The sequence below is a fragment of the Nguyenibacter vanlangensis genome, from assembly GCF_013376155.1.
GTDB classification, from domain to species: Bacteria; Pseudomonadota; Alphaproteobacteria; order Acetobacterales; family Acetobacteraceae; genus Gluconacetobacter; species Gluconacetobacter vanlangensis.
In genome coordinates this window covers 1-572 of record NZ_JABXXP010001219.1, presented here as the reverse complement: position 1 = coordinate 572, position 572 = coordinate 1, and the positions used below count along the sequence as shown (strand labels likewise).

Annotated in this window: 2 protein-coding genes; both read left to right on the top strand. The window is 72.9% G+C overall.

Annotated features, from left to right (window positions below):
• Positions 1–448: shikimate dehydrogenase family protein (locus HUK84_RS22225; protein WP_374729414.1), on the top strand; the 448-nt coding region annotated here is incomplete at its 5' end.
• Between the two features lies 1 nt (position 449).
• On the top strand, positions 450–572 hold a 123-nt coding region (locus HUK84_RS22220), incomplete at its 3' end, for a dephospho-CoA kinase (RefSeq protein ID WP_176642046.1).

The window sequence follows — 572 nt, the reverse complement described above, 5'->3', positions numbered from 1 at the left end:
CGCGCGGGCGATCGCGGCCAGCCTGCTGGACCGGGGGATCGCGGTGTCGATCGCCAATCGCACCCGCGCGCGCGCCGAATCCCTGGCGGAGGCGCTGGGCAGCGAGGGAGGGCGGATCGCCGTGATCGACTGGGAACGCTGGGCGGACAGCCTGGCGGACCATGCGCTGCTGGTGAACACGACGTCGCTGGGCATGCATGGCGGCCCCGACGGCCCGTTCATGCCCGACCTGTCGGCGGCGGCGCCCGATCTGGTGGTCAGCGACATCGTCTATGTCCCGCGCAGGACGCCGTTGCTGTGCGCGGCGGCGGCACGGGGCCTGACGGTGGTCGAGGGGACGGGCATGCTGCTGCATCAGGCGCGGCTGAGCTTTCACGCCTGGTTCGGGGTCGACCCGGTGGTGGATGCCGAGATCGAGGCGCTGCTCGACGCCGATCTGGCGCGATAGGATGCGCGTCCTGGGCCTGACGGGCGGGATCGGCATGGGCAAGTCGACCGTGGCCCGGCTGCTGGGCGCGGCGGGCTTTGCGGTGTTCGACGCCGATGCGGCGGTCCATGCGCTGCAGGCGCCG